This window comes from Corynebacterium sp. HMSC035E02 (assembly GCF_001836065.1).
GTDB lineage: Bacteria > Actinomycetota > Actinomycetes > Mycobacteriales > Mycobacteriaceae > Corynebacterium > Corynebacterium hiratae.
This window is the reverse complement of sequence record NZ_KV827333.1, coordinates 127589-149257: the sequence shown is the minus strand read 5'-3', so window position 1 is coordinate 149257 and position 21669 is coordinate 127589. Positions and strand designations below refer to the sequence as shown.

At 62.6% G+C, this 21669-nt stretch carries 19 protein-coding genes; 7 read left to right on the top strand and 12 right to left on the bottom strand.

Going from position 1 to position 21669, the window contains the following annotated elements; genetic code table 11:
- Window positions 1-26: 26 nt before the first annotated feature.
- From cls to HMPREF2635_RS05040, 4 genes are read right to left on the bottom strand one after another with little or no spacing between them, the layout of a single operon-like run.
- Window positions 27-1490: a cardiolipin synthase gene (gene cls, locus HMPREF2635_RS05055; protein WP_070821368.1), complete on the bottom strand. Its 1464-nt coding sequence runs from the start codon at window positions 1488-1490 to the stop codon at window positions 27-29.
- Window positions 1491-1496: 6 nt separating this feature from the next.
- On the bottom strand, window positions 1497-2306 hold the full coding sequence (locus HMPREF2635_RS05050) for an exodeoxyribonuclease III (RefSeq protein WP_070821367.1): 810 nt from the start codon (window positions 2304-2306) through the stop codon (window positions 1497-1499).
- Window positions 2307-2311: 5 nt separating this feature from the next.
- On the bottom strand, window positions 2312-3310 hold the full coding sequence (locus tag HMPREF2635_RS05045) for an N-acetylglutamate synthase, CG3035 family (protein WP_070821366.1): 999 nt from the start codon (window positions 3308-3310) through the stop codon (window positions 2312-2314).
- Window positions 3310-3924 (bottom strand): peptide deformylase, encoded by a 615-nt coding sequence (locus tag HMPREF2635_RS05040; protein ID WP_070516170.1) that lies wholly within the window; start codon window positions 3922-3924, stop codon window positions 3310-3312. The genes HMPREF2635_RS05045 and HMPREF2635_RS05040 overlap by 1 nt, the downstream gene beginning before the upstream one ends.
- Window positions 3925-3940: 16 nt before the next feature.
- Between HMPREF2635_RS05040 and HMPREF2635_RS05035 the strand changes: the two genes are divergently transcribed.
- Genes HMPREF2635_RS05035 through HMPREF2635_RS05025 form a run of 3 tightly spaced genes read left to right on the top strand, consistent with a single transcriptional unit; the run spans window position 3941 to window position 6171 of the window.
- On the top strand, window positions 3941-4195 hold the full coding sequence (locus HMPREF2635_RS05035) for a DUF3263 domain-containing protein (protein ID WP_070511158.1): 255 nt from the start codon (window positions 3941-3943) through the stop codon (window positions 4193-4195).
- A 26-nt stretch (window positions 4196-4221) separates the two neighbouring features.
- Window positions 4222-4992 (top strand): LytR C-terminal domain-containing protein, encoded by a 771-nt coding sequence (locus HMPREF2635_RS05030; RefSeq protein ID WP_141761681.1) that lies wholly within the window; start codon window positions 4222-4224, stop codon window positions 4990-4992.
- Between the two features lie 48 nt (window positions 4993-5040).
- A complete protein-coding gene (locus tag HMPREF2635_RS05025; RefSeq protein WP_070821365.1) occupies window positions 5041-6171 on the top strand; it encodes a glutamate--cysteine ligase in 1131 nt (376 codons plus the stop codon).
- A gap of 67 nt (window positions 6172-6238) precedes the next feature.
- Here the strand turns inward: HMPREF2635_RS05025 and HMPREF2635_RS05020 are convergent, their stop codons facing one another.
- The 8 genes from HMPREF2635_RS05020 to HMPREF2635_RS04985 form a co-directional block, all read right to left on the bottom strand.
- Window positions 6239-7462: a glycosyltransferase 87 family protein gene (locus HMPREF2635_RS05020; RefSeq protein WP_070821364.1), complete on the bottom strand. Its 1224-nt coding sequence runs from the start codon at window positions 7460-7462 to the stop codon at window positions 6239-6241.
- A gap of 88 nt (window positions 7463-7550) precedes the next feature.
- On the bottom strand, window positions 7551-7931 hold the full coding sequence (locus HMPREF2635_RS05015; protein WP_070821363.1) for a monovalent cation/H(+) antiporter subunit G: 381 nt from the start codon (window positions 7929-7931) through the stop codon (window positions 7551-7553).
- Window positions 7928-8200 (bottom strand): monovalent cation/H+ antiporter complex subunit F, encoded by a 273-nt coding sequence (locus tag HMPREF2635_RS05010; protein ID WP_046647179.1) that lies wholly within the window; start codon window positions 8198-8200, stop codon window positions 7928-7930. The genes HMPREF2635_RS05015 and HMPREF2635_RS05010 overlap by 4 nt, the downstream gene beginning before the upstream one ends.
- Complete coding sequence (locus tag HMPREF2635_RS05005; RefSeq protein WP_070821362.1) at window positions 8200-8718, bottom strand: Na+/H+ antiporter subunit E; 519 nt, start codon at window positions 8716-8718, stop codon at window positions 8200-8202. The genes HMPREF2635_RS05010 and HMPREF2635_RS05005 overlap by 1 nt, the downstream gene beginning before the upstream one ends.
- Entirely contained in the window at window positions 8715-10511 is a 1797-nt protein-coding gene (locus HMPREF2635_RS05000; RefSeq protein ID WP_070821361.1) for a Na+/H+ antiporter subunit D, read from the bottom strand. The genes HMPREF2635_RS05005 and HMPREF2635_RS05000 overlap by 4 nt, the downstream gene beginning before the upstream one ends.
- Entirely contained in the window at window positions 10504-11004 is a 501-nt protein-coding gene (locus HMPREF2635_RS04995) for a Na(+)/H(+) antiporter subunit C (RefSeq protein ID WP_046647182.1), read from the bottom strand. The genes HMPREF2635_RS05000 and HMPREF2635_RS04995 overlap by 8 nt, the downstream gene beginning before the upstream one ends.
- On the bottom strand, window positions 11004-13919 hold the full coding sequence (locus tag HMPREF2635_RS04990) for a Na+/H+ antiporter subunit A (protein WP_070821360.1): 2916 nt from the start codon (window positions 13917-13919) through the stop codon (window positions 11004-11006). Before HMPREF2635_RS04990 ends, HMPREF2635_RS04995 begins: the two co-directional genes overlap by 1 nt.
- A gap of 236 nt (window positions 13920-14155) precedes the next feature.
- Complete coding sequence (locus HMPREF2635_RS04985; protein WP_070680044.1) at window positions 14156-15523, bottom strand: dipeptidase; 1368 nt, start codon at window positions 15521-15523, stop codon at window positions 14156-14158.
- Between the two features lie 109 nt (window positions 15524-15632).
- On the opposite strand from HMPREF2635_RS04985, the gene HMPREF2635_RS04980 reads away from it, so the two are divergent.
- The 4 genes from HMPREF2635_RS04980 (at window position 15633) to ppk2 (ending at window position 21628) form a co-directional block, all read left to right on the top strand.
- Window positions 15633-17606, top strand: coding sequence for an OPT family oligopeptide transporter (locus HMPREF2635_RS04980; protein WP_070821359.1), 1974 nt, complete (start codon window positions 15633-15635; stop codon window positions 17604-17606).
- A gap of 279 nt (window positions 17607-17885) precedes the next feature.
- Complete coding sequence (groL, locus tag HMPREF2635_RS04975; RefSeq protein WP_046647185.1) at window positions 17886-19532, top strand: chaperonin GroEL; 1647 nt, start codon at window positions 17886-17888, stop codon at window positions 19530-19532.
- A gap of 494 nt (window positions 19533-20026) precedes the next feature.
- Window positions 20027-20206, top strand: coding sequence for a PorH family porin (locus tag HMPREF2635_RS04970; RefSeq protein WP_046647186.1), 180 nt, complete (start codon window positions 20027-20029; stop codon window positions 20204-20206).
- A 522-nt stretch (window positions 20207-20728) separates the two neighbouring features.
- A complete protein-coding gene (ppk2, locus tag HMPREF2635_RS04965) occupies window positions 20729-21628 on the top strand; it encodes a polyphosphate kinase 2 (protein ID WP_046647187.1) in 900 nt (299 codons plus the stop codon).
- Window positions 21629-21669: the final 41 nt, after the last annotated feature.

The window sequence follows — 21669 nt, the reverse complement described above, 5'->3', positions numbered from 1 at the left end:
GGCACATCGAGCTCGCGGGCGTGCTCCTACTGCAGCGCTGAAGTCAGGCGCATGACGTTGTCCACGTAGCGGCGCAGCACGCCGCGCTCGTTCCACTCTTCGAGGGTGAGCTCGTGGCAGACCTTCTTGTAATTGGTGGCCAGCTGGGTGAAATCCTCGATGAGGTCGCCCTTGGCCACCAGCATGGTCGATTCATAGTTGAGGCCGAAGGAGCGCATATCCATGTTGGAAGACCCGAACATGCACAGCGGTTCGCGCTCCGGCAGGCCCGGGTCCGCCAGGATGAACTTGGAGTGCAGCACGAATGGCTCCGGGAACTGGAAAATCCGCACGCCGGCCTCCAGGAGCGCCTGGTAGTAGGAGGACTGCGCGTGGTGGACCATGAACTGGTCCGCCTTCGCGGACACTAGGAGCTCCACTTCGACGTCACGGTAGCAGGCGGTGGTCACCGCCTCCAAGAGGGACTCATCCGGAATGAAGTAGGGCGAGCAGAGGATGAGCTTTTCCTTCGCGTGGTGCACCACGGAGTTGAACATGCGCAGGTTGGGTTCCGTGGTGTAGCCGGGACCCGAGGGGACGAGCTGCAAGTGGTTGGAATCGGCCGTCATGGCGTCGTCATAGGGCTGCATGTCCAACGACAGCTGCTCCTCTGATTCCAGATACCAATCCACCGCGAACACCGCGGCGAGCGAGGTGACCACCGGTCCGGTCATTTCGACCATGTAGTCGATCCATGCGCGGTCCTTGGTCTTGTACTCGCGCTTGATCATGTTCATCGAGCCCAAGAAGCCCGTGTGGCCGTCAATGACCACGATCTTGCGGTGGTTGCGCAAATCCGGGCGGCGGAAACGTCCCTTATGCAGCTGCAGCGGAAGCATGAGCCGCCAGTCGACGTCAATGTCAGTGAGGCGCTTGCCCAACGTGAAGTAGCCCTTGTACTTCAAGCTGCCGATCTGATCCAGCAGCAGTTTGACCTCCACGCCGCGCTCGCGGGCGCGCGCCAAGGACTGGAAGAAAACATCGGTCACCTCATCCCAAGACTGGATGTAGATCTCAATGAGCACGTATTTCTCAGCCCGGTCCACGGCCCGCGCCATCGCCAAGATGGCCTCCTCATAGGAGGCGTGGAGGCCCTTGTTGTGCCCGATGAGGGCCGGGTGCCCGGTGAGGTTGCGGTTGAGCTGGATGAGGGATTCCACCTCTGAGGAAAGCCGGCCGGAAGGATGGTTGGGGGTGGAGGCGGTGACGTCGTTGAGCAGCGCGTTGGCCTCTTGTTGGATGCGGTGGCGGCGGCGGTTGATGTAGGGCGAGCCCATGAGCAAGAACAGCGGCAGCCCCACGATGGGAAGCACAAGAATGGCCAGCAGCCAGGCGGTAGAGCTGGAGGGGCGGCGGCCTTCGGGGACCACGCCGATGGCGATGATCTTGATGCCGTAGTCAATAACCAGCAGCACGAGCTGCCAGACGGAGAGATCGATGTTCACGTTCATGGCAGGCTAGCGCACCGACGCGAAATCAGGGACATCGAAATCCGCGATCAGCGGAACGTGGTCGGAGGTCTTGTCACCGGCGCGCTCCACCATGTCCACCTGGGCGCCTTGGACGAGGCGCGCTAGTGGCTCGCTGGCCAGTTGGAAGTCGATGCGCATGCCCTCGTTCTTCTGGAAACGCAGGGACTTGTAATCAAAATAAGTCCAGCGCTCCTCTTCGGTGAAACGGCGCGTGACCTCCTGTAGCCCGGCCTCCTGAAGCATTTGGAAAGCCGCGCGCTCGGGCTCAGTGACGTGTGTCTTGCCGCGGAAAAGAGAGATATCCCAGACGTCCTCATCCCGCGGAGCGATGTTGAAATCGCCCGTGAGCAGTAGCTTCGATTGCGCGCGGGTTTCCACATAGCGAGCCAAGGAGTAGAGAAAATCCAGCTTGTAATCGAAGTGCCGGTCCGTAATCTCACGGCCATTGGGAACATAGAGGGACCAGATCTCAACCCCGCGAATGCGGGCTGAGACCGCCCGGGCCTCGCGCTTTTGTTCCTTGGCGGGGTCCTTGTGGAAACCCGGCTGAGCGGGGAAGAAGGTCTGGACCTCCTCCGGTTCTTCCTTGGATAGGATGGCCACGCCATTCCACTGGTTCAGGCCGTGGCAGGTGACGTGGTAGCCGGCCTCCTCGAAAGGCTCGCGGGGGAACTTCGCATCCGCCACCTTGGTTTCTTGCAGGCAGAGCACGTCGATGTCGTGTTTGGCCAGCAAGTCCACCGCGCGCTGGGCGCGGGTGCGGACGGAGTTGATGTTCCAGGTAGCGATGCGCATGTGGTTTAGGGTACTTGAGGCAGGCGGCGGGCGTAACGGTGGCGGTGCTGCTCTAGGAAGCCGAGCTTCTCATAGAGCCGAATCCCGGCCGTGTTACCTGCCACGACCTGCAGGTAGGCCTTCTCAGCACCCTGGGCTTTGCCCCAGGCCAGCATGTGCGCGCCCAGCGCGGTGCCCAGTCCCTTGCGGCGCCAGCCTTTGGCGACCTCCACGGCGGAATAGCCCAGCCACACGGTGCCGTCACCGGATTCCGTCAGCGTGCCCCGCGTAATCGCGATGGTCTCACCCGTCGGGGCGAGCAGGCGCCCAAAGCCCATCGTCCCGTCGATGCGGCTGCGCAGGTACTCCAGGGCCAACGGCGGCAGGGCCTGACCGCGGAAGTGGTAGAGGTCGAGCCACTCGGAATCGGGCTGCTCGTCGATGCGGAAGCTGACGTCCCCCGGGGCAGGGAGATCTGCCAAATCGCGCACCATCACGAGGATCTCCGGTTCGAGCTGCCAGGCTTCGGGTTCGGCCGCCAGCAGCTTCTCCGCGGAGGCACCGATGCGCTCCGGAATGGCCAGGCACACGGGCAGATCGTGGCGGGCATAAAACGCTTCGATCTCCTCCATCGGCACCGGGAGGAAACCCGCGGAAGGTCCCAGCGGGATCGCCGAATTGGAGCGGCCGGTCACGCCGTCGCCAGCGCGCATGAGCCACTGGCCATCCGAGGTCCACGTGTGCTCCTTGCCGGGAAAGGCCGCCGCGGTGGCCACCTCGACGGCCCGGATATCGGAGTTGCGGACCGTGCGCGGCGAGAGGCGCTTAATAATCTTGAGCTGCTCCGGCGGAATCTCCACCGCGTCGAGCGAAGACGGGTAGCCGCCGACCTCTTGTGGCCGGATGAGCAGCGGATCCAGGCTGAGCACATGGCCGATGACATCGCTGTACACGCCGTCGAAATCGCGCCGGGCCACGACGCGCTCGCCCACGGAGACGTCATCGGAGCGGAAGATGCGGGACATTAGTCGTCGTGCCCGAAGGGGTCCTCGTCCTCGCCCGGCAGCCAGGTAAGCCCGGCTTCGGTCCACCCGTTGCGCTTGATGACCTTCTTGGCCTGGCGCTTGTAGCGGCCGGTGAGCACGTCGGTGTAGACAAAGCCGTCGAGGTGGCCGGTTTCGTGCTGCAGCATGCGCGCGAAGAAGCCGTAGCCCTCGATGGAGATGTCCTCGCCCTTCTCGTTCTTGCCGGTCACGCGGGCCCAGTCGGCGCGGCCGGTGGGGAAACCCTCGCCGGGGACGGAGAGGCAGCCTTCGTCCTCGGAGCCGTCGTCAGCCGGCATGGTCTCCGGGATCTCGGAGGTTTCCAGCACCGGGTTGATGACGCAGCCGCGGCGCATGCCGCCGTCGGGAAGCTCGGTGCCATTGGGGCCGTCGGTGTCGGGGCAGTGGTAGACAAAGAGGCGCTTGTTCACGCCGATCTGGTTAGCGGCCAGGCCAACTCCGTGCGCGGCGTCCATGGTTTCGTGCATGTCCGCGATGAGCTCCTGTAGCTCAGGAGAGTCGATGGCTTCGGTGACCGGCTCGGTGGGATTGTGGAGGACCGGGTCGCCGTGGATAACGATGGGACGAATAGTCATGGCATACAGTCTAAGCATGCACTCCCTGTCAGACCTAGACGCCGCGATTTTGGAGTTCGAGTCCCACGCCCCGCGCGATATCGGCGCCAAGGAGGAGGCCATCCGCACGCAGCTGGACATCACTCCGGTGCGCTATCACCAGCGCCTCAACGTGCTCCTGGATGACCCCGCGGCGCACGCCTCCTACCCGCTGTTGGTCACCCGCCTGCGCCGGCTTCGCGACGTCCGCGACGACGTCCGGCGCGCCGCACGCGATAATGCCCCAGACTGAGCGAATCAGATACTAAAGTTGCCAATGTGACTAATGTGAATCCGGAAAACTCTACCTCGTCCGCTGACCACGCGCGCCACGCCGCCGATTCTGACGCGGCTGCCGCCCCGGCCGCCGCTGCCGCTCCTGCGAGCAAGCTCCCCCTGCGCGGGCTCGCCATGGTGCTCATCGCCGTTGCCGTCATGCTCGGCATGTGGGCGCTTTATGCCATGACCTCTGATGATTCGGAGGACACCGCGCAGAACGCGCCGGCAGGCAACGATGCTGTCGTATCCGGCCCCGCGACTGGCGGCGCCGAGGGTGACGGTGCTGCCGCCGGTGGCGCGGAAGGAGAGGCGGACAAGAACCGCGAGGAGTCGGATGCTGCCGGTGCTGACGCCGAGGCTGGCGCAGACGGCGATGCTGAAGCCGAGCGTGACGCTGCCCGCGACGACAACGCTGAGGAAGGCGCTGCCGCAGGTAGCCCCGACCGAGCCCAGGCGGAGATCCCCGTCAACGTCTACAACAACTCCGGTCGCGCCAACTTCGCTGCCGATGAGGCCGAGCGCCTGAAGTCCCAGCACTTCCACATCGCCGAGGTGGGCAATATCAGCGGCGACGTCCTCGTGGCTCCGAAGACCACCGTCTACTTCCCTGAGGGCGATGCGGCCGCCGAGAGCCTGGCCAAGGAGGTTGCCGCCCAGTACTACGGTGCCAACGTACCGGCGGAAGCGATTGCCCCGTACCCGGCCGAGCTGACCGGGGACTACACCAAGGGCGATGCCGTCGTGGTTGTCCTCGCGGTTCCCCAAGCCTAGGGAATAAAATCTTATTAAATTCATCCGCCCGACGGATAGGATGAATGGGTGAATATTCCGGAAGAGAACTTCGCCCGCTCGCCCGAGCCCACGCTGGGTGTTGAGTGGGAAGTTGCCCTCGTTGATCCAGCGACCTGGGATCTCGTGCCGCGCGGCGCTGAACTTATCGACCGCGTGCACGCCGCTCATCCCGACATCCACCTGGAAAAGGAATTCCTCCAAAACACGGTGGAGCTGGTAACCGGGGTGTGCCGGACGGTGCCGGAGGCGATGGGGGACCTGCGGGCGTCGCTCAGCGCCGTGCGTGAGGCGGCCGACCCCTTGGGCGTGCGCCTGTGGGCCTCGGGCGGGCACCCCTTCACGGACTTTCGGAAGAACCCCGTCTCCAACAAGGAGAGCTACTCCGAAATTATCAACCGCACCCAGTATTGGGGGCAGCAGATGCTGTTGTGGGGCACGCACGTGCACGTCGGCATCAGCCACGAGGACCGCGTGTGGCCCATCATTAATGCGCTGATGACCAAGTACCCCCACCTGCTGGCAATTTCCGCCTGCTCGCCGGGGTGGGAGGGGCTCGATACCGGCTATGCCTCCAACCGCACGATGCTCTACCAGCAGCTGCCCACCGCGGGCATGCCCTACCAGTTTGAGAACTGGGAGCAGTGGAAGTCCTATATGCGGGACCAGGCTATTTCGGGAGTCATCAACCACACTGGCTCGATGCACTTCGACGTCCGCCCGGCCTCCAAGTGGGGCACGGTGGAGGTGCGGATTTCCGACGCCGCCTCCAACCTCCGCGAGCTCTCCGCCATCGTGGCGCTGACACACTGCCTCGTGGTGCACTATGACCGCATGATCGACGCCGGCGAAACGCTGCCCACGCTGCAGCCGTGGCACGTGGCGGAGAACAAGTGGCGCGGCGCGCGCTATGGCATGGACGCGCTGGTCATCACCTCGCGCGAGACCGATGAACGCTGGATCAAGGATGAGCTGGCGGATCTCTTGGTGGAGCTGGCTCCGCTCTCGGAAGAGCTGGGCTGCGCCCGGGAGCTGCAGCTGGTGCAGGAGATCATCGATGGCGGGGCGGGCTATGAGCGCCAGCGCCGTTTGTACCAGGAGACCGGCAGCTGGCAGAAGGTGGTTGAGGCCACTGCGGATGAGATGGAGCGGCTGGCGTAAGTACCGAACGATCAATTAAGGCCCGCCGGGGTTTTCAGGGGCTTAATTGATCGAAACGTCCCCCTAGCTAGCTCTCCGCCACCGCGCGCTTGCGCGGCGCAATGAAGCCCCACACGGCGTAGACCACGATGAAGGCCAGGCAGGACAGCGTCCACAGCGAGGTTGCCCACGGCTGGAAGGATTCGATTGCGTCGAGGTTGGCCGAGGACATGGTGAACCACACGGGCACTGACATGAAGGGCAGCGAAAGCACGAACAAGGCCGCCACGGAGGCAAGCCCCGCGAGCTGCTCACCGCCCTTGCCGGACACACGCGAGCTCACCGCCTGGTTAACCGAGACGAAGACCATGACGATGAAGGGGATGGTCCACACGAAGTGGTGGTACCACGAGAAGGGGGAGACCAAGCAGGTGCTCAGGCCCGTCAGCGCGAACGCTGCCGAGCGGTTGCCGCGCAGGTAGGCGGTGCGCAGCGCCAGGCAGGTCAGCGCGAAGACCACGATGACCGCCAGGATCCACCAGATGCCACCGTCGATGCCGAGCTCGCGGAACATGAGCGAGCGCAGCGACTTCGCCCCGGGGTTGGCATGCTCGCCCACACGCGAGGAGTTGAACATGGCATCGGTCCAGAACACCATCGCATCAGGAACGAAGAGGAATCCGAGCACCACCGTGACGAGGAAGGTAATCACCGCACCCGCGGCAGCCCACCAGCGCTTCTCAAAGAGCAGAGCTAGGCCCATGTAGGCCGGGGTCAGCTTGATTCCGGCAGCCAGGCCAATGCCCACGCCCGGCAGGCGGCGCTTGATAGGCAGGAAGTCAAAGGCCACGAGCAACATGAGGAAGACGTTGACCTGCCCGTAGTACAGCGACCCGTGCATCGTCTCATTCGCCGGGGTCAGCGCGGTAAGCAGCACCGCGATGAGGACGGCCGCCGGGGTCATCTTCACGCCCCGCTCGCGGAAGATCATGACGATGATGGCCAGCACAGCCAAGAACATGAGCGAAGGCCAGATAATGGTCAGCGCGTCCTTGCTAAAGAACGGCAAGACTTTGAACAGCAGGCCCGCAAAAGGTGGGTAAGTGAAGGGGAATTCAAAGATATAGGGGGCGTCGTAGAGCAGGCCACCGGCGTTGAGATCTTCGCCAGCCATGCGGTAGATGGCGAGGTCAAAGGGGAGGATGAAGGTAAAGGCCTTGTGGCCATCGAACTGGATGATCTTGTACACCATCACTGCGATGCCCAGTGCGAGGACAGCACACATCGTTGGTACGCCTTGCAGCTTCTTCACGTCGACTCTCCTCGCCTGACCACCTATTAGTGCCTTTTGCAGCCTATATTATTGTCCCCTCATTTCCCGGCAGAAAGGTGCCGTGTCCTTACTTTCGGCGCATCGAACGCGCTGCCGGGCTCTCGTTGCGTGTCATCGATTCCGGGGGACCGTACAGGCCCTCGCGGCGGGCGATACGCGTAGTTCTCTGCGCGGTCACCGGGCTGGTGATCATGGCGAAAAGGACAAGCAGCACCAAGATGCCCAAGTCGCCGCGCTCAGCCACGCTGAAGCTCTCCGAACCCGTCACCTTGATGATCGCGCCTACGATGGTGAAGATGAGCCCTGTGGTCTGTGGTTTGGCGATGGCATGCACGCGCGCCATCGTGTCCTTAAAGCGCGCCACGCCAATTGCGGCAGCCAAGATGAGGATGGAGCCGACGAGGATGAGGATGATGGAGAGGACATCGGCAATCAGTGCGTAACTCATGAATCCCTCTTCCTAAAGCGGGTGACAGAGACCGTCGAAATGAACCCGAGGAGCGCCACGACGATCATCGCGTTGGAGACCGTCGTGTCCAGTGTCCAGCAGATATAGGTGGCCAGGGCGCATTGGAACATGGCCACGAGTCCGTCCATGGCGATGAGGCGGTCGAGCGAGTTGGGGCCGATGACGATGCGCCACGTGGTGATGAGGAATGCCACCACGAGGAAGCCGGCGGCCACGGTGAGCAGGATGTTATACAGGTCCGTATCCATCAGGGGTGGCTCCTTTCAAAGATGGCAATCATATCGGCCTCGAGCTTGCGTACGGCCGCGATTTCGCGTTCCAGGTCCTTCTCGGAATCGGCGTTCAGCAGGTGGATGGTCAACATGCGGTTGGCAATGTCGATGTCGGAGACCGTGCCGCCGGGCTGCAGGTTGTAGAGGCTGACCGCCAGCGAGAGAATGAACTCGTTCTCCACGCGCATCGGCAGCTTCACAATTGCCGTCTTTGGCACCGGCTGTGGGCGCACCGCCAGCCAGCCGACCATGATGGAGGCCTCCAGCAGCTCCACAAACCACTGCGCCATGAAGACGATCAGTTTGCCCCAGCTCACCGAAATCCCCGCCACGGGCATGGCCGGCAGGGGCAGCGCAAAGACGATGAACAGGCTGACGAGCAGGCCGCCCACCAGGTTCGCTACGGTGACTTCGCCCATGAGCATGCACCACATGACGACGATCCACACCATGAACCACGGCCGGAAGCGGTGCTTAATACCGGAGAATCTCATCGCGACACCTCCTTTTCATCGTCGTCCACGGTCGTGGGGAGTGTAGCCGTCGTGCTTGGCGACGACTTGGTGGTCGGTGCCACCGGTTCCGGATCCGGGAGGGGCTGGCTCCGGTTCTTTCGCGAATCCGCGCCCTCCTCGTAGCGCTCAGCAGGATCTAAGTGGCGCGTCGGGTCCTCGGCGGAATCTCCCAGCACGGCATAGCGGTAGATGGAGTCATCCTGCGCCGAGGTGGCCGCGCGGGTGGTGACACCGGAGATGGGGCCCGCCAGGAAGGACATCGATACCGAGGCGATGACGAGCAGGGAGGTCGACGCCAGCATGCCGAAGGGCACGCGGCCGACGTCATCGCGCTCCTCTAACTCGACGTACTCGGTGACTTCTCCCAGTGGGGAAGGCCGCACCATGGCGAGGTTGCCCTCGGGCGCATCGCCGCGGTCGCGCAGGAATCCCTTGGCCCACACGAGGATCATGACGTAGAGGGTCAGCAGGGAGGTGATCACCGCGCCGCCGATGAGGACCCAGGACAGCCAGGAGCCTTCATTCGCACCGGCTTGGAGCAGCATGATCTTGCCCAGGAAGCCGGAGAAGGGCGGGATACCGCCCAGGTTCATGGCCGGGATGAAGTACAAGATGGCGATGAGCGGCGCGGTGTAGATCAACGAGCCCAAGCGCCGCAGCGAGGAGGTGCCGGCTTGGCGCTCGATGAGGCCCACCACCAGGAACAGCGCGGTCTGCACCAGAATGTGGTGCACCGCGTAGAAGATGGCGCCCGACAGGCCCTGCGCGGTTCCGAGGGCAACGCCGAAGATCATATAGCCGATGTGGCTGACCAGTGTGAAGGACAGCAATCGCTTGATATCCGATTGGGCGATAGCGCCCAAAATACCCACGAGCATCGTAGCCAGTGCGACCCACATGAGAAGGACGTCCAGCCCGCCATCAGTAAAGATCGAGGTGCGCGTGCGGATGATGGCGTAGACACCAACCTTGGTGAGCAGGCCCGCGAAGACGGCGGTGACCAGCGAGGGGGCGGTGGGGTAGGAGTCCGGCAGCCAGGCATCCAGCGGGAAGACGGCCGCCTTAATTCCGAAGGCGATGAGCAGCACGGAGAACACCGCGGTGCGGGTGCCGGCGGGGATATCCTCCATCCGGATGCCAATCTGGGCCATGTTCATCGTGCCCACCGTGGCGTAGACATAGGCCAAAGCCAGCACGAAGATGAGCGAGGAGGCCATGGAGACCATGACGTAGCCCACGCCGGCCCGCACGCGCGCCGGCGAGGCGCCGAGGGTGAGCAGAACGTAGGAGGCCACGAGGAAGATCTCGAAGCCCACGTAGAGGTTGAACAAGTCACCGGCCAGGAAGGACACGTTCACGCCCATGGTCAGCAGCATGTAGGTGGGCAGGAAAGCCGCCACTGGCTCGTCCTTCGTACCGTCGCGCACGCCCTGTGCGATCGCGTACCACATGACGGAGAAGAGGACGATGGAGGAGGTAAAGAGCATGACCGTGGACAAACGGTCCGCCACCAGCGTGATGCCCACCGGCGCGTCCCAGCCGCCCACCTGCAGGGTTTGAATGCCGGTGGTATCCGCGATGGCAATCAGAGCGGCATTCACCACGGCGAGCGTGAGCAGCGAGAAGAAAGCGATGCGGCGCTGCGCATTGGTATTGCGCGCAAAGAGCATCGCCAGCGCAGCAGCCAAGGCCGGGATGATGATCGGCAGGGGGATCAGATAGCTGATATACGGCAGCAACAGATCCACTAGGGGCGAGATGGTCTCACTCATCGGTCGCCTCCTTCACGGGAGCCTCGAAGAACTCGGGGCCAAACTTATCGCCTTCCTTGGTGGTGCGGCCGGTGGTCGGGTCATTAGACGCGTCGTGGTCAGGGGCGGCTGAAGCGTTGCCCGGGCGCGAGGCAATCGCCGCGATGGCAGCGTCCTCGGTGTCGTCCTCAATCACGTCTGCGGAGCGGTAGCGGTATTGGCGGTAAGCCAAGGTGAGGATGAAGCCGGTCAGCGCCATAGAAATGACGATGGCCGTGAGGATCATCGCCTGGGCCAGCGGATCGGCGATCTGATCGCCGTAGGGGAGGGAGTTCCGGCCGTCGATAGGCGGCGAGCCTGCCTGGCCACCAGCCATGAGCATGAAGAGGTTCGCGCCGTTGCCCAGCAGCAAGATGCCGAGCAGCATTTTGGTCATCGCGCGGTCGAGCAACAGGTAGACTCCGGTGCCGCAGAGCACGCCCGCAGCGAGCAGGAGCATGAGATTGGCATCCATTAGGCGTGTCCTTTCTCTGCCGTGGCAGCGGTTTCTTTTGCTTGTGTGCGGCGCGCCAGAGAGCGTGCGCGATCGCGGGCGCGTTGCTTACGCATCTCTTCTTCCTCATCGAGCTTCGCGCCCAAGGAGGACAGCACGTAGAGCGTGAGGCCAATGACGATGAGATAGACGCCGGCGTCGAAAATCAGCGCGGACGGCAGCGACACATCACCGATGAGCGGTATACCTACCTTCGTGTACCCAGAGGTCAGCGGCGGGTAGCCCAAGAGCATCGGGGTAATGACGGCGCTGAGGGAGAGCAGCAGGCCTACCGCCATGGTGCGGCCGCCGTCGAGAGGCAGCGCCTCTTCGAGCTCCTCGCGGCCGCCAGCCAGGTAGCGCAGGATCAGCGCGAGAGCGGCGACGAGGCCACCGGCAAAACCGCCGCCAGGGGCGTTGTGGCCACCGAAGAAGAAGTACAGGGACAGCACCATCATCGAGGGGAAGAGGATGCGGGTGCTCACGTCCACCATGAGCGAGCGGTTGAGCGCCTTTTCGGATTCCACGCCCGCGGCCAGCCAGCGGCGGCCGGTGACCTTCAAGGTCGGGCGGCGGGAGGCACGGGTGAAGCTCTGCGTGCGGAAAATCAGCGAGGCAATACCCGTTGCGGCAATGACGAGCACCGTGATCTCGCCGAAGGTATCCCACGCACGCAGGTCCACGAGCAGGACGTTGACCGTGTTGGCGCCGTGGCCAATCTCCTTGGCTAGCTCCGGCATGTACTGCGAGATGGGCTCCTCGCGTCGCGCGTTGATAGCAAACATACCCACCACGGTGACGGCGAGGCCTACGCCTACCGCGAGCCAGGCGCGCAGGCGGCCGGTCTTGGGATCTTGCTTCCACTCGGTATTAGCCGGCATACGGCGCAGCACCAGCATGAAGAGCACCATGATGATGGTTTCCACGAGGAGCTGCGTCAACGCCAGGTCCGGAGCGCCCTGCAGCGCAAAGATGAAGGACAAGGCGTAGCCGGTCACACCCACCAGGATGACCCCGGAGAGGCGGTTATCCAGCACCGTGGCGGCCACGGCGGCGATGATGATGATCACCGCGGCGATGGCCTGCCAGGGGTTCTCGGCCACGATCATGCGCACGTTGGTGATATCACCGTTGATGAGCATGACGATGGGCAGCACCATGAGCGTGGCGAAGATGACCGTGAGGTTGTATTGCAGCGAACCGCGCTGCGTGGAGGCGGTAATGCGCAGGGAGAGCTGGCGCAGGGCGTTGATGATGGCGTCGTAAGCATCGTCGGCAGAGCCCAATGCTGGGTAGGTGAATTGGGCCTTGGTGAGCGCCTGGCGCTGCCAGTGGAGGAGGGAACCCGCAGCGATAATGATCACGGAGAGCAGCAGCGGGATGGTCCAGCCATGCCACAGAGCGAGCTCGGAGGCGTCCTGCGCCCCAAAGGTGTTGTCCAAGTGCTGCGTGATGCCGTGGGAAAGCGGCAGCGGCAGCAGTCCAAAGAAGATGGTGAGCAGGGTCAGCACTGCCGGTGGGATCCACAGGAAGGGGCCGATGTGGTGCATGTGTGCTACCGCCTCAGAGGGCTCGTTCTGGCCCTTGGAGGAGAACGCGCCCCACAAAAAGCGCAGCGCGTAGGCCATCGTCAGCGCGGAGCCGACGACGACGGTGACAAGCAGCATGTTGCGCGGCATGCCGACGAGTAGTTCCTCGTGCATGATGGCCTCGAGCGTGGCTTCCTTGGACACGAAGCCCAGCAGGGGCGGGATACCGGCCATGGACATCGCGGGGAGGATGGCCAGGACGTACAGCGCGGGATTCTTCTTGCCCAGGCCCGCAAGCTTGTCGATGTCCCTGGTTCCCGTCGAATGGTCGATAGCGCCGACGATCATGAAGAGCGCGGCCTTGAAGAGGGAGTGCGCGACGGTCAGCGCCAGTCCTGCCTGCATCGCCTCGCGGGAGCCAATGGCGATGATGGCGGTAATAAAGCCCAGCTGCGAGACGGTGCCGTAGGCCAGGATGAGCTTCAGGTCACGCTGCTTGAGCGCCATCCAGCCGCCGAGCAGCATGGTGAAAGCACCCAAGGGGAGGACCACGAGGTGCCAAGTGGGGATGTCATGCACCGAGGGGGCAAGGCGTGCGACGAGATAGATGCCGGCCTTCACCATGGCCGCGGAGTGCAGGTAGGCCGAGACCGGGGTCGGTGCGGCCATGGCACCGGGCAGCCAGAAGTGGGCTGGGGCGATGGCGGACTTGGAAAGCGCACCACAGAGAATGAGCACGATAGCCACGGTGAGGTAGGGCGTGTTGGCGAGGTCCTCGGTGGCGGCGATACTGCTGAAAGACCACGCGCCGGTCTGGCGGCCGAGGAGGGTAATACCCACCAGCATGGCGAGACCGCCCAGGACGGTGACCATGAGCGCCTGCTGCGCTGATCGACGCGACGAGGCTCGCTCGCCGTAATAGCTCACCAAGAGGAAAGACAGCAGGGAGGTGATTTCCCAGAAGACGTAGAGCAGCAGGAAATTATCGGAAATCACCAGGCCATACATGGCCGTGGCAAAGCCCACCATTTGGCTGCTGAAGAGGGCGAGGCGCCGCCGGGAGTGGTCGAAATAGCCCCAGCAATAGAGCAGGACCAGCGCGCCTACACCCAGGATGATGAGGCTGAATAACGCGGAAAGCGCATCCATGCGGAAGCTGACATTGAGGTGCGCTGCTGGCATCCAGTTGAGGTCATAGGCCAGCTGGTTGCCGTCGCGCAGCGTGCCATCGGTCAGACGTTGGAGCACCCAGAAGAACCCAACCGCGGGCACTATTGCCAAGAGGCCGAAGGCACGGCGGCCGAGATAGAAAATCAGGAAGGGAGCGGCGATGGTGGTTAGAACCAAGGCACAAAAGAGAGTGAGCACGAGGTTGCGGTGGCGTCCTTTCCTTGTCGGGGGACTGGGCTAAACCCACCGCACTGGCGGGCGTCTACTAGTGCTCACGATACAGTCTGAAATCCCAATTTTCACTTTTTCATTTCATACAGTTATATATGCGTCTCCTGTTGGCGTTCTTCCACGTCGCTAGCGGCTCAGGTTGGAGGGGTACTGCGCCGCCCGCCCGGGATACCCGGGCCACGGTGGGCAGCGCTGCGGTGCGCTTAGGCGAAGCGCTGCAGGAAGAGCGCCTCGGCGATGGCGATCTTTTCAATCTCGGTCGGGTCGACCGATTCGTTAGCAGAGTGGATGGTGCACTGCGGCTCCTCGACGCCGAAGAGTGCGATCTCCGCGTTTGGGTGCTTCTCCTGCAACTCCACGGTCAGCGGGATGGATCCGCCCATGCCCTGGGTGATGGTCTCCCCACCGAATGCCTCGCCGAGGCACTCGCCGAGCAGAGCCACCGCGGGCTTTGCCGGGTCGGTCTCGAATCCCAGGTTGGCCTCCAGGATGGTGACCTCGATGTGTGCGCCCCACGGGACGTGCTTCTTCAGGTGCTCGGCCACGGCCTCCGCGGTGGCGCGGGGATCCATGGTGGCGGGGGTGCGCAGGTTGATGTTGGCTTCTGCGGTGGCGGGCACGGCATTGACGGCCTCGGCCACCGGGGTGGAAGTAAAGCCGGTGATGGTCACTGCCGGGCGGGCCCAAATCATATCCGCGATAGCGGTGGCACCGGCCGGGTCCTGCGCGCCCATGACCTCGGTGCCCTCGAGCATCTGGGCATCAGCGCGGAAGTTCTCCTCGCTGTAGGCGGTGTCCTGCCCCTCAGCCAGCGGCCAGGTGCCCTCGCAATCGACGCCGTCGATAGTCGTGCGGCCATACTCATCCGTCAGGGAATCTAGCGTGCGCATGAGCGCCTTGACGGCGTCGGGAGCCGCGCCGCCGAACTGGCCGGAGTGCACGGCCGAGTGGAGGGTGGAGACCTTGACGTTGATCTGCGAGCCGCCGCGCAGGGAGGTCGTCAGCGTCGGGACACCTACCTTGGCGTTGCCGGCATCGGCGATGAGGATGGCGTCGGCCGCGAAGAGCTCAGGGCGCTCCTCGATGAGTGCGGACAGGCCCTCGCCGCCGCGTTCCTCGGAGCCCTCAATAAGCACGGTGAGGTTGAGGTCGGTTCCACCGTTGGCGTCGAGCGCGCGCAGGGCCGCCAGGTGCATGGCGACGTTGCCCTTGCAGTCAGCGGCGCCGCGGCCGTACCAGCGGCCATCGCGCTCAGTCAGGGTGAAGGGATCAGACTCCCACGCGTCGGGGTTCCCGGCAGGAACCACGTCGTAGTGCGAGTACAGCAGCACCGTCTTCGCGCCCTCCTTGCCGGGGCGCTTGGCGACGATCGCCGTGGAACCATCAGCGGTAGGGATGGCCTCGGGGGTGAAGTTGGCGTCGACAAGCGCGGCGTGGACCCACTCCGCCGCCTTCGCGGTCTGGTCCTCTAGACCCGGCTCGTTGTGGACGGAATTGAAGGAGACGAGCTCCTTGAGCTGGTTGAAAATAGTGTCGCGGTCATTGTTCACAAACTCAGAAATCTTGGTCATGCACTCCAACCTACTCGGATCCTCAACTCGGCCTACCGGCCGCTAGGTAGTAACATATGCACGGTTCTAGTCCATATTGTTTATAAGTTCTTTTTAGAAAGGACCTGACATGGCGTCTACCACCGCCGAAGGTTCCCAGTCCACGCTCCGCGAGCTCACGCTGCGCGGCATCATCATTGGTGGGCTCATCACTCTTATCTTTACCGCCGCCAACGTGTATCTGGGCCTCAAGGTGGGCCTGACGTTTGCCACGTCCATTCCTGCCGCCGTGATTTCCATGGCGGTGCTGCGCCGTTTTGCCGGGCACAACATCAAAGAAAACAACATCGTGCAGACCATCGCCTCTGCGGCCGGCACGTTGTCCGCGATCATCTTCGTGCTCCCGGGCTTGGTCATGGTGGGCTACTGGCAGGGCTTTTCCTTCATCGATACCGCCGCGGTGTGCGCCATCGGCGGTGTGCTCGGCGTGATGTATTCCATTCCGTTGCGCCGTGCGCTGGTGACGGGCTCGGACCTGCCCTATCCGGAAGGCGTGGCCGCGGCGGAGGTCCTCAAGGTGGGAGATAGCACCGGTGAGGAGGGCGAGGCCGCCCACGAAGAGAACACGAAGGGCCTGCACGTCATCCTCTTTGGCGGCATCCTTTCTGCCGTCATGGCACTGCTGGCGGCCATGAAGGCGGCCGCCTCCGAGGTGGCCACCTACTTCAAGCTGGGCCCGGGCGCGACGACGCTGGGTAGCTCCCTCTCGCTGGCGCTGGTCGGCGTCGGTCACCTCGTGGGCTTGGCCGTGGGTATTGCGATGCTCGTCGGCGTGGTCATCTCCTACCTCATTCTGCTGCCCATCCTCACCGGTGGTGAGGGCCTAGGCGATCCGGCCACGCTCATGGACACTGTTGATTCCGTCTTCTCCGGCCGGATTCGCTTCATCGGCGTGGGCACCATGGCTATCGCCGCGATCTGGACGCTAATCAAGATCACCGGCCCGATTGCCAAGGGCATGGCTGAGTCCTTCGCCTCCTCCCGTGACCGCAAGGGCGGCCAGCAGGTAGCGGTGGAGGAGCGCGATATTCCGGCGCCCTACGTCATTGGCACCATCCTGGTCCTGATGATTCCGATTGGTCTGCTGCTGTGGAACTTCGTCCGTGGTACCGATATCCACGACCACATGGCCGTCCTCATCACGGTCTCCGTGCTCTTTACCTTGCTCGTGGGTCTGATTATCGCATCGGTGTGCGGCTACATGGCTGGCCTCATCGGTGCCTCCAACTCGCCGATTTCCTCCATCGGCATCATCGCGGTCATCGCTGCCGCGCTGATTATTGCCGCCGTGACCCGCGGGACGGACGCGGAGCCGCTATCGCTGGTGGCCTACACGCTGTTTACCGCGGCCATCGTCTTCGGTATCGCGACCATTTCCAACGACAACCTGCAGGACCTCAAGACCGGTCAGCTGGTCGGCGCGACGCCGTGGAAGCAGCAGGTAGCGCTCATCATCGGTGTCCTCTTCGGCTCCCTGGTGATTCCGCCGATTCTGCAGGTCATGCTCACCGGCTTCGGCTTCCAGGGCATGGAGGGTGCCGGTGAGGACGCGCTGGCTGCACCGCAGGCCGCGCTGATGTCTTCGGTAGCCTCCGGTATTTTCGATAACTCCCTGCCGTGGGATCTCATCGGTCTGGGCGCGGCTATTGGTGCCGTCATCATCATCGTGGACGAGTGCCTGCGCCACTTCACTGACAAGTACTCCCTGTCGCCGCTGGCCGTGGGCATGGGCATGTACCTGCCGGCAGCCATCACCATTGTGGTGCCGATCGGTGCGTTCTTGGGCTACTTCTACAACCGGTGGGCGGCCCGCCAGTCCAAGCCGGACTTTGCCAAGCGCATGGGCACGCTGTTGGCCACCGGCCTCATCGTGGGTGAGTCCCTCTTTGGCGTGGTCAATGCGGGCATCATCGCGGCGTCGGGCGGCGATTCCCCGCTGGAGATCTTCGAGGGCGGCACGGCAGCCAAGTTCATGGGCGTCATCCTCTTCGTTGCCGGCATTGCCGCGGCGTATAAGTGGACAGCGAAGAAGGCTGCGGCTTAAGAGCGACAGGGACTTCGTTGTGACGGGCGGTTCGTTTTAGCGGGCAGTTTACTTTGATGGGCGGTGCTTTCGCACCGCCCGTTCGTGTTGAATCTTGCAGTCGGTAGGTCTGAGTGCCAGAATGGTCGCTAGCACTTCCACATGGCAAGTGCCAGAAATGAATCAAAATCATCTATGTGGTTGGGGCTGGAGAACACTCGCCAGCCGTGCCGTCGCGGGCGTCCGTCATAGATCCAGACGTGAGTGTCGTCCTCAACAAAGCTTAAGGAGCACAAACACATGGCAAAGATCATTGCCTTCGATGAAGAGGCACGTCGCGGCCTCGAGCGTGGTCTCAACACGCTTGCCGACGCCGTCAAGGTCACCCTCGGCCCCAAGGGCCGCAACGTCGTCCTGGAGAAGTCCTGGGGCGCCCCGACCATTACCAACGACGGTGTCTCCATCGCGCGCGAGATCGAGCTCGAGGACCCGTACGAGAAGATCGGTGCAGAGCTGGTCAAGGAAGTAGCTAAGAAGACTGATGACGTTGCCGGTGACGGCACCACCACCGCTACCGTTCTGGCACAGGCTCTCGTGCGTGAGGGTCTGCGCAACGTAGCCGCTGGTTCTAACCCGATGGGCATTAAGCGCGGCATCGAGGCCGCTACCAAGAAGGTTGTTGACTCCCTGCTCTCCTCCGCGAAGGAAGTAGAGACCCAGGAAGAGATCGCCACCACCGCTGGTATCTCCGCTGCTGACCCGGCAATCGGCGAGAAGATCGCCGAGGCTATGTACACCGTGGGCAACGGCTCCGTAAACAAGGACTCCGTTATTACCGTTGAGGAGTCCAACACCTTCGGCGTCGACCTTGAGGTCACCGAAGGCATGCGCTTCGATAAGGGCTACATCTCTGGCTACTTCGCTACCGACATGGAGCGCCAGGAGGCTGTCCTCGAGGATCCGTACATCCTGCTGGTTTCCTCCAAGGTCTCCAACATCAAGGACCTCGTTCCGCTGCTGGAGAAGGTCATGCAGACCGGCAAGCCGCTGCTGATTATCGCTGAGGATGTTGAGGGCGAGGCCCTGTCCACCCTCGTGGTCAACAAGATCCGCGGCACCTTCAAGTCCGTTGCCGTGAAGGCTCCGGGCTTCGGCGACCGCCGCAAGGCCACCCTGCAGGACATGGCTATCCTCACCGGCGGCCAGGTCATCTCCGAGGAGGTCGGCCTGTCCCTGGAGACCGCTGAGATCGAGTACCTCGGCCAGGCACGCAAGGTTGTCGTGACCAAGGACGAGACCACCATCGTTCAGGGCGCTGGCTCCCAGGAGCAGATCGACGGCCGCATCAAGCAGATCCGCGCCGAGATCGAGAACTCCGATTCTGATTACGACCGCGAGAAGCTGCAGGAGCGCCTGGCCAAGCTGGCCGGCGGCGTGGCAGTCCTCAAGGTTGGTGCCGCTACCGAGGTTGAGCTCAAGGAGCGCAAGCACCGCATCGAGGATGCCGTGCGCAACGCTAAGGCAGCCGTCGAAGAGGGCATCGTCGCCGGCGGTGGCGTGGCCCTGCTGCAGGCAGCTGATGTCCTGGATTCCCTCTCTGACCTCACCGGTGACGAGGCAACCGGCGTCAAGATCGTCCGTGAGGCACTGTCTGCTCCGCTGAAGCAGATTGCTCAGAACGCTGGCCTGGAGCCGGGCGTTGTTGCCGACAAGGTTGCGTCCCTGCCGGCTGGCCAGGGCCTTAACGCTGCTACTGGCGAGTACGTGGACCTCATGGCCGCTGGCATCAATGACCCGGTCAAGGTCACCCGTTCCGCACTGCAGAACGCTGCGTCCATCGCGGCCCTGTTCCTGACCACCGAGGCAGTTGTGGCTGATAAGCCGGAGCCGGCCGGTGCAGGCGCTGGCATGCCGGACCCTGACGCAATGGGCGGCATGGGCTTCTAATGCCTAGCTTCCCGGACTGAGGCGTCTCGTCGTCGCAGCCCGTAGCAAAACGAACGCTCCCCACGGTCAACCGTGGGGAGCGTTCTCTGTTCTGAGACCTTTTTGTGTCCTTATGTCACCCCGGATGGGGGTAGATGAGCATGTTCTTGCGGAAAATATTTCTCGCTTTCACTTTGTTTGTCAGGCCTATGAATCGCTAGTGAAGCGGCTAGCGTTACGTTCTGCAGAAAATTTCTTGTCGCCTCGCGCCTGATGCTGTCTATTTCCGCAGTTAGGGACGTTGTTGCTGGTTAGGTTAACGTCGAGTGAATAAATAACGCTCGTTGCATGCTTGATTCGCAATACTCTTCACCCGAAAAATTAACTCGCCTAAACGCTTGCAAAGTCGGGGAGGTGTGCCAAAATAGTTTTCTGTGACGCCCGCTGAGGGTGTCTGCAAAACCGCAAACCCCTCCGGGCACTTCTGAGTCCGGACTTCACAAAAGGAGACCATAATGGATCTTTCTTTCGTTGCTGATCAGCTGGGCAACTTCGCTGACTTCGCTTCCGGCATCAAGAACCTCTTCCAGGGCTTCGCTAAGGCTTTCGACATCATCGCTGGTGCTGCTACCGCTGACTCCGTTGAGGTAACCCCGGACACCTCCAAGCTGGACGCCCTGTCCTCCACGAAGTAATCTTGTGCCCTTCTGAAGGGCGCACTTAATACACACACTTTCAATCCCAAGGAGATTTTAAAATGGAAACCCTGTCTTCCACCGGCATCTTCGGCCTCATCCTGCCGCTTCTCTACGCTCTGGGCGACGCTGCTTCCGGCGCCAAGAAGCTGATCGGCCTGCTCTAAGCAGCACGCTGTTCACGCAGAACTAAGCGTTAACCCCGCTGTCCCATGATGGGCAGCGGGGTTTCTCATTTCCAGAACCCTTGGGCTGGCGCAGTGGCGCGGTACGTTTTCGCAAACATGCCCTTGGGATCATGCGCTTTCCGGACCTTGCATGCGAAAACGTACCATCGCGTAAGCGGGGCGGGTACGGATCGATCATTTAAGGCCCCCGATCTTCGAGTTTTGGGGGCACTATTTGTGAGAAACGTACATTCTGGGCTGCTGCTGACGCCCGTTTGCCACTACGGGGGTAAATTGGGCGGCGGCAACCAGTTTTATCGCGCCGGATGCCTGTTTCATAGATAGAATTATTGGCATGGCTGACATTAAAGACGACGAACTCCCCGAGATCGACCTTGCGCAGACCGACGGCTACGTCGTCGATGACTCCGATGAAGACGATCCCACGCTCATCATGCCGGATGGCTCGCCGGTTGAGACCTGGCGCGAGAACTACCCATACGAAGAGCGCATGACGCGCGATGAGTACGAGTCCATCAAGCGCTCCCTGCAGATCGAGCTGCTGAAGTGGCAGAACTGGACCAAGGAAACCGGCCAGCGCCACATCATCCTCTTTGAGGGCCGCGATGCCGCAGGTAAGGGCGGCACCATCAAGCGTTTCAACGAGCACCTCAACCCGCGTGGTGCCCGCACCGTAGCGCTGGAGAAGCCGTCCCCGCGCGAATCCACGTCGTGGTACTTCCAGCGCTATATTCAGCACTTCCCGTGCGGCGGTGAAATCGTCTTCTTTGACCGCTCCTGGTACAACCGCTCCGGCGTGGAGCGCGTCATGGGCTTCTGTACGGAATCCCAGCACGCAGAGTTCCTGCGCGAGGTTCCGATGCTGGAGAACATGATTCTCGGCTCCGGCATTTCGCTGACTAAGCTGTGGTTCTCCGTGACCCGCAAGGAGCAGCGCACCCGCTTCGCCATCCGCCAGATCGACCCGGTCCGTCAGTGGAAGCTTTCGCCCATGGACTTGGCCTCTCTGGATAAGTGGGATGATTACACCCGCGCCAAGGAGGAGCAGTTCCGTTACACCGATACTGAAGAGTCTCCGTGGATCACCATCAAGTCCAACGACAAGAAGCGTGCCCGCATTAACGCGATGCGCTACGTGCTCTCCAAGTTTGAGTACACCAACAAGGACCACGAGCTCGTTGACCAGGTGGATGACAAGATCGTCAAGCGTGGTCGCGACCAGATCGGTGACTAGTCACGTCACATTGACCGCTCATTAGCGGCTCGCGAATTTGC

Coding starts and splice junctions, on each gene's coding strand:
- cls (WP_070821368.1), bottom strand. CDS start 1,490: ATGAACGTGAACATCGATCTCTCCGTCTGGCAGCTCGTGCTGCTGGTT.
- HMPREF2635_RS05050 (WP_070821367.1), bottom strand. CDS start 2,306: ATGCGCATCGCTACCTGGAACATCAACTCCGTCCGCACCCGCGCCCAG.
- HMPREF2635_RS05045 (WP_070821366.1), bottom strand. CDS start 3,310: ATGTCCCGCATCTTCCGCTCCGATGACGTCTCCGTGGGCGAGCGCGTC.
- HMPREF2635_RS05040 (WP_070516170.1), bottom strand. CDS start 3,924: ATGACTATTCGTCCCATCGTTATCCACGGCGACCCGGTCCTCCACAAT.
- HMPREF2635_RS05035 (WP_070511158.1), top strand. CDS start 3,941: ATGCACTCCCTGTCAGACCTAGACGCCGCGATTTTGGAGTTCGAGTCC.
- HMPREF2635_RS05015 (WP_070821363.1), bottom strand. CDS start 7,931: ATGAGTTACGCACTGATTGCCGATGTCCTCTCCATCATCCTCATCCTC.
- HMPREF2635_RS05010 (WP_046647179.1), bottom strand. CDS start 8,200: ATGGATACGGACCTGTATAACATCCTGCTCACCGTGGCCGCCGGCTTC.
- HMPREF2635_RS05005 (WP_070821362.1), bottom strand. CDS start 8,718: ATGAGATTCTCCGGTATTAAGCACCGCTTCCGGCCGTGGTTCATGGTG.
- HMPREF2635_RS05000 (WP_070821361.1), bottom strand. CDS start 10,511: ATGAGTGAGACCATCTCGCCCCTAGTGGATCTGTTGCTGCCGTATATC.
- HMPREF2635_RS04995 (WP_046647182.1), bottom strand. CDS start 11,004: ATGGATGCCAATCTCATGCTCCTGCTCGCTGCGGGCGTGCTCTGCGGC.
- HMPREF2635_RS04985 (WP_070680044.1), bottom strand. CDS start 15,523: ATGACCAAGATTTCTGAGTTTGTGAACAATGACCGCGACACTATTTTC.
- HMPREF2635_RS04980 (WP_070821359.1), top strand. CDS start 15,633: ATGGCGTCTACCACCGCCGAAGGTTCCCAGTCCACGCTCCGCGAGCTC.
- groL (WP_046647185.1), top strand. CDS start 17,886: ATGGCAAAGATCATTGCCTTCGATGAAGAGGCACGTCGCGGCCTCGAG.
- HMPREF2635_RS04970 (WP_046647186.1), top strand. CDS start 20,027: ATGGATCTTTCTTTCGTTGCTGATCAGCTGGGCAACTTCGCTGACTTC.
- ppk2 (WP_046647187.1), top strand. CDS start 20,729: ATGGCTGACATTAAAGACGACGAACTCCCCGAGATCGACCTTGCGCAG.